This window comes from Stenotrophomonas sp. 22385 (genome assembly GCF_052045085.1).
Lineage (GTDB): Bacteria > Pseudomonadota > Gammaproteobacteria > Xanthomonadales > Xanthomonadaceae > Stenotrophomonas.
The window spans coordinates 466,203-472,313 of record NZ_JBQEOG010000002.1 but is presented as its reverse complement, the minus strand read 5'-3'; the positions used below and the strand labels follow the sequence as shown (position 1 = coordinate 472,313).

The 6,111-nt window shown below is 66.1% G+C and carries 5 protein-coding genes; 3 read left to right on the top strand and 2 right to left on the bottom strand.

The window, feature by feature from the left end; genetic code table 11:
• Positions 1–215: 215 nt before the first annotated feature.
• Positions 216–1,202: a malate dehydrogenase gene (locus tag ACTJI4_RS06620; protein ID WP_070207580.1), complete on the bottom strand. Its 987-nt coding sequence runs from the start codon at positions 1,200–1,202 to the stop codon at positions 216–218.
• Positions 1,203–1,316: 114 nt separating this feature from the next.
• Positions 1,317–1,811: a peptidylprolyl isomerase gene (locus ACTJI4_RS06615; RefSeq protein ID WP_392914874.1), complete on the bottom strand. Its 495-nt coding sequence runs from the start codon at positions 1,809–1,811 to the stop codon at positions 1,317–1,319.
• 248 nt (positions 1,812–2,059) lie between these two features.
• Between ACTJI4_RS06615 and typA the strand changes: the two genes are divergently transcribed.
• The 3 genes from typA to ACTJI4_RS06600 are packed head-to-tail and all read left to right on the top strand — an operon-like array spanning position 2,060 to position 6,061.
• Positions 2,060–3,907: a translational GTPase TypA gene (typA, locus tag ACTJI4_RS06610; RefSeq protein WP_440868846.1), complete on the top strand. Its 1,848-nt coding sequence runs from the start codon at positions 2,060–2,062 to the stop codon at positions 3,905–3,907.
• Between the two features lie 10 nt (positions 3,908–3,917).
• Positions 3,918–4,403, top strand: coding sequence for a DUF2127 domain-containing protein (locus ACTJI4_RS06605; RefSeq protein ID WP_392914869.1), 486 nt, complete (start codon positions 3,918–3,920; stop codon positions 4,401–4,403).
• 56 nt (positions 4,404–4,459) lie between these two features.
• The gene (locus ACTJI4_RS06600) at positions 4,460–6,061 is read left to right on the top strand and encodes an amidase (protein ID WP_440868845.1); all 1,602 of its coding nucleotides are present in this window, start codon (positions 4,460–4,462) and stop codon (positions 6,059–6,061) included.
• Positions 6,062–6,111: the final 50 nt, after the last annotated feature.

Genomic DNA, 6,111 nt, shown 5'->3' with positions numbered 1-6,111 from the left:
CCCGGCGTCGGCCAGAGGCCGACACCTCCTCCTTTACTTCGCCTCCAAGGGTATGGGGGCCCGGCACTCGATCCACCGGCGTTGGCCCCCCGGCTTCCGCTTTTCCATCGCGAAACGCAAGCCGAGCCCCGCCGCGCTCGCGACGAAGGTGATCGAAGCGCGAAAAAAAACGCCGGGCAAGCCCGGCGTTTTTTCAAAGCGTACCAACCAACGGATCAACCCAGCAGGTGGGCGACGCCGGCGCGCTCTTCTTCCAGCTCGGCCAGGGTCTTGTCGATGTACTTCTGGCTGAAGTCGTCGACCGGCAGGTCCTTGACCAGGGTGTACTCACCGTTTTCGGTGGTCACCGCGAAGCCGAAGATTACGCCTTCCGGAATGCCGTAGGAACCGTCGGACGGCACGCCCATGGTGACCCACTTGCCGTTGCTGCCCAGCACCCAGTCGCGCACGTGGTCGATGGCGGCATTGGCGGCCGAGGCAGCCGAGGACGAACCACGGGCTTCGATGATCGCCGCGCCGCGCTTGCCCACGGTCGGGATGAACGTGTTCGCGTTCCATTCCTGGTCGTTGATCGCATCGGCGATCGACGCACCGTCGGCGGTGGCGAAGCGGTAGTCCGGGTACATGGTCGGGCTGTGGTTGCCCCACACCACCAGCTTCTCCATGCCACCGACCGGCTTGCCCAGCTTGGACGACAGCTGGCTCAGCGCACGGTTGTGGTCCAGGCGCAGCATGGCGGTGAAGTTGCGCGGGTTCAGGTCCGGCGCCGACTTCATGGCGATGTAGGCATTGGTGTTGGCCGGGTTGCCGACCACCAGCACCTTCACGTTACGGCTGGCGACCTTGTTCAACGCCGCGCCCTGGGCGGTGAAGATCTTGGCGTTTTCCAGCAGCAGATCCTTGCGCTCCATGCCCGGGCCGCGCGGACGCGCGCCGACCAGCAGGGCGATGTCGGCGTCCTTGAATGCCACTTCGGCGTCATCGGTGCCGACCATGCCGGCCAGCAGCGGGAACGCGCAGTCTTCCAGTTCCATCATCACGCCGCGCAGGGCGGCCTGGGCCTTGTCGACCGGCAGCTCGAGCAGCTGCAGGATGACCGGCTGGTCCTTGCCCAGCATTTCGCCGGAGGCGATGCGGAACAGCAGGGCGTAGCCGATCTGGCCGGCGGCGCCGGTCACGGCAACACGAACAGGTGCTTTCATGGGGATTTCCTCTGCTAAAAAGCTGTGTGGGAGTGGCCGCCGGGCGGGGAGAGACCTGGCGGGGCGGCCGGAAATGCGCAACGGCCTCCCGCAAGGGAGGCCGTCGAAAGAAAATCAGTTGGCCGGAATGAGCTTGTTCCACTCGGCCACGCGGTCGGCCTGGGCGGCCAGCACGGCGTCGGTGTCGCCTTCCAGGGTGATCGAATGGATCACGTCGCCCTGCTTGACCGAATCCACGATCGCCTGGCCTTCCTTCACCTGGCCGAACACGGTGTGCTTGCCGTCCAGCCAGTCGGTCTTGATGTGGGTGATGAAGAACTGGCTGCCGTTGGTGTTCGGGCCGGCATTGGCCATGGACAGCGAACCGACCTGGTGCTTCACGCCGTTCTTCTCGTCTTCGAACTTGTAGCCCGGGCCGCCGGTGCCACGACCCTGCGGGCAGCCGCCCTGGATCATGAAATCAGGGATCACCCGGTGGAAGATGAGGCCGTTATAGAAGCCCTTCTGGACCAGGTTCACGAAGTTGGCCACGGTCAGCGGCGCTTCCTTGGGGAACAGCTCGACCTTGATCGGGCCCTGGGTGGTGTCGAAGGTGGCGATGAGGGACATGTGGATCCTTGGTATACGGGGTTGTCGTCAGCCCATAAGGATACACCGCAGGTGGGATGTGGGCCTGCCTGACCATGGTCGAACGGGCCCCGCCAGCGCCGTCCGTTGGCCGGCCCTCAGGTACCGGTGTGCCGGGCAACGGCCAGCGCTACCTGAATGCGCAGAAGGTTGTTTTCGCGTTTGGTCATGAAGGCCGTATAATGTCGGACTTCTTTTTCCAAATCCGGCGCCGACTGGCCCCCTTTCGCATGTCTATCGAAAATCTTCGCAACATCGCCATCGTCGCCCACGTCGACCACGGTAAGACCACCCTTGTGGACCAGCTGCTCAAGCAGTCCGGCACGCTGTCCGAGCGCACCGTGCTCGCCGAGCGCGTGATGGACAGCAATGACCAGGAAAAGGAGCGTGGCATCACGATCCTGGCCAAGAACACGGCCATCACCTGGGAAGACAAGAAGACCGGGGTCAAGAACCGGATCAACATCGTCGACACCCCCGGACACGCCGACTTCGGCGGCGAGGTGGAGCGCGTGCTGTCGATGGTGGACACCGTGCTGATCCTGGTCGACGCCATGGACGGCCCGATGCCGCAGACCCGCTTTGTCACCCAGAAGGCCTTCGCGATGGGCTTCAAGCCGATCGTGGTGGTCAACAAGGTCGACCGCCCGGGCTCGCGTCCGGAGTGGGTGATCGACCAGGTCTTCGATCTGTTCGACAAGCTCGGCGCCACCAATGAACAGCTCGACTTCCCGATCGTGTACGCCTCGGCCCTGAACGGCTACGCCGGTCTGGAAGATACCGTGCGCGACGGCGACATGACCCCGCTGTACGAAGCGATCATGCAGCATGCGCCGAAGCCGGAAGTGGACCCGGAAGGTCCGTTCCAGATGCGCATCAGCCAGTTGGACTACAACAACTTCGTGGGCGTGATCGGCATCGGCCGCGTCCAGCGCGGTACCCTGAAGAAGAACATGCAGGTCGCGGTGATCGACCGTGAAGGCAAGAAGCGCAACGGCAAGGTCGCGCAGGTGCTGGGCTTCCTGGGCCTGGAGCGCATTGAGCAGGATTCGGCCGAAGCCGGCGACATCGTCGCCATCTCGGGCATCCCGGAACTGACCATCTCCGACACCCTGTGCCACCCGGACACCCCGGAAGCCCTGCCGGCGCTGACCGTCGACGAGCCGACCATCTCGATGACCTTCCAGGTCAACAACTCGCCGTTCGCCGGCAACAAGGACCTGTCCGGTGGCAAGTTCCTGACCAGCCGCCAGATCAAGGACCGTCTGGACCGCGAACAGGTCCACAACGTGGCCCTGAAGGTCGAGCAGCTGGAAGACGCCGACAAGTTCCTGGTCTCGGGCCGTGGCGAGCTGCACCTGTCCGTGCTGATCGAAAACATGCGCCGTGAAGGCTACGAGCTGGCCGTGTCGCGTCCGGAAGTGATCATCAAGCAGATCGACGGCCAGGCCATGGAGCCGATCGAACAGCTGGTGGTGGACATCGAAGAGCAGCACCAGGGCGGCGTCATGGAAAAGCTGGGTACCCGCAAGGGCCAGCTCAAGAACATGGAACCGGACGGCAAGGGCCGTGTGCGCCTTGAATACATGATCCCGGCCCGTGGCCTGATCGGCTTCCAGAACGAGTTCAAGACCCTGACCCAGGGCTCGGGCCTGCTGTTCCACGTGTTCGACCATTACGGCCCGAAGGAACAGGGCGCCATCGCCAAGCGCCAGAACGGCGTAATGATCGCCAATGCGCCGGGCGCCACCCCTGCCTACTCGCTGGGGCCGCTGCAGGAGCGTGGAAAGCTGTTCGCTGCTGAAGGCGACAACGTGTACGAAGGTCAGTTGATCGGTATCCACTCCAAGGACAACGACCTGACCGTCAATGCGATCAAGACCAAGCCGCTGACCAACATGCGCGCCTCCGGCAAGGACGATGCGATCCAGCTCACTCCGGCCATCAAGTACTCGCTGGAGCAGGCGCTGGACTTCATCGAAGACGACGAACTGGTCGAGATCACGCCCAAGGAAATCCGTCTGCGCAAGAAGTTCCTGACCGAAAGCGACCGCAAGAAGGCCTCGCGCGGCGGCTGATCGGACCCTCGTGACCGACACCCCCTACAACCCGGATCCTCACAGGCATCCGGGGCTTCACCTGATCGCCTTGCTGGAAGCCAGCAAGGCGGTCCTGGCGCTGTTGGCGGCCACCGGGCTGGAAGTGCTCGGCCCGCAGCCACTGCGTGATGGGGTCAATGCCCTGATCCGGCGTTTCAGCCTGGACCCGGATCACGGCACCCTGCCTTCGCTGCTCAACATGATCAGTCCCGATGCCGTCCACCTGGCCGCTGCGGCCATGGTTGCGTACGGCATCCTGCATCTGTTCGAGGCCTGGGGCCTCTGGCGCGCCAAAGCCTGGGCCTCCTGGCTGGGCTGCGTCACCGCCGGCATCTATCTGCCGTTCGACATATTCGCGATCATCCGCCACCCGGGCTGGGCCTCGTGGACGGTGCTGGTCATCAACCTCATCGTGGTCGGCGTACTCGCCCGCGACATCCGCAAGCGCCACGGCCCGGCCCAACCGCCCGCGTGAGTTGCCAAGCGTGCGGGGCGCTGGTTAGCCTGAGCGCCCGCTCCAGGGATACATAGATGCGCGCGCCAGTGACATCGTTCGTGTTGGCCATTGCCCTGCTGGGTGGCTGCTCGCCCTCGCCTGCGCGCTGGTTCAACCAGGCACATGCGGCGGCCCCGCAGGACATCCCGTTCGCCTACGCCGAAGCCGATATCACCCAACTGCAGGCCGCCATGGCCGCGGGCGAGCTGGACAGTGTCACCCTGACCCGGGCGTACCTGCAACGGATCGCCCGGCTGGACCGTGCCGGTCCGCGCCTGAACGCAGTGCTGGAGCTCAATCCGGATGCACTGAAGGAAGCGGCGGCACTGGATGCCGAGCGCCGCCGGGGGCAGCTGCGCGGCCCCCTGCACGGCATTCCGCTGCTGCTCAAGGACAACATCGGCGCGCGCCCGATGGCCACCACCGCCGGCTCCCTGGCACTGGCCGGTTTCCGCCCCGATGACGCGTTCCTGGTCACCCGGCTGCGCGCGGCCGGCGCGCTGGTGCTGGGCAAGACCAATCTCAGCGAATGGGCGAACTTCCGCTCCAGCCAGTCGATTTCGGGCTGGAGTGCGCGTGGCGGCCAGACCCGCAACCCCTACCGCCTCAGCCACAGCCCATGCGGCTCCAGCAGCGGCAGCGCCGTGGCGGTGTCGGCCAACCTGGCGGCCGCGGCGGTGGGGACGGAAACCGACGGCAGCATCGTCTGCCCGGCGGCGGTCAATGGCGTGGTCGGGCTCAAGCCCACGGTGGGCCTGGTCAGTCGCGGCGGCATCGTGCCCATTTCCTTCAGCCAGGACACCGCCGGTCCGATCTCCCGCAGCGTGGCCGACGCGGCCGCACTGCTGACCGCGATGGCGGGCCGCGACGACGCCGACCCGGCCACGGCGACGATGCCCGGTCGGGCCGTTTACGACTACACCTCACGATTGAATCCGGACGGCCTGCGCGGCGCCCGTATCGGCGTGCTGCACGGCGCGCTGGACCAGCAGCCAGGGGTCGCCCCTGCCCTGCAGCACGCGATCGGCGTGCTTCGCGATGCCGGCGCGGTCGTTGTGCCGGTGGAGCTGCCTACCGCAGGCCAGTGGGAAGAGGCCGAGCGCCTGGTGCTGCTGCACGAGTTCAAGGCCGGGATGCAGCGATACCTGACCCGCCACCAGGCCCCGGTGCGCGACCTGGACGCGATCATCGCCTTCAACCGTACCCACGCTGACAAGGAGCTGCTGCTGTTCGGCCAGGACCTGATGGAGACCGCCGCGCAGGCGGGCGGCCTGGGCAGCCCCGGGTACATCGCTGCACGCAGCCAGGCGCGCCGCCTGGCCGGCCCCGAGGGGATCGACGCGGTGCTGAAGGCCGAACGCCTGGACGCACTGGTGGCGCCCACCACGGGCACCGCGTGGCCGATCCGTACCGGCCAGGGCGATGACTTTCCCGGCGGCAGCTACAGCGCTGCCGCCGTGGCCGGCTACCCGAGCCTGACCGTGCCGATGGCGCATGTGAACGGGCTGCCGTTGGGGCTGCTGTTCATGGGAACGGCCTGGAGCGAGCCGAAGCTGATCGAACTGGCCTACGGCTACGAGCAGCGCACGCGGGCACGGCGCCCACCGCGGTTCGGGACGCAGGCATTGTTGCCGTAACGAGAGCGTACCGACCAACGGTCGGTACCTACCGACGATGGTGCCCGCTC

Excerpts from the sequence above, each read along its gene's own strand:
- ACTJI4_RS06615 (WP_392914874.1), bottom strand. The coding sequence starts at position 1,811 with ATGTCCCTCATCGCCACCTTCGACACCACCCAGGGCCCGATCAAGGTC.
- ACTJI4_RS06620 (WP_070207580.1), bottom strand. The coding sequence starts at position 1,202 with ATGAAAGCACCTGTTCGTGTTGCCGTGACCGGCGCCGCCGGCCAGATC.
- ACTJI4_RS06600 (WP_440868845.1), top strand. The coding sequence starts at position 4,460 with ATGCGCGCGCCAGTGACATCGTTCGTGTTGGCCATTGCCCTGCTGGGT.
- typA (WP_440868846.1), top strand. The coding sequence starts at position 2,060 with ATGTCTATCGAAAATCTTCGCAACATCGCCATCGTCGCCCACGTCGAC.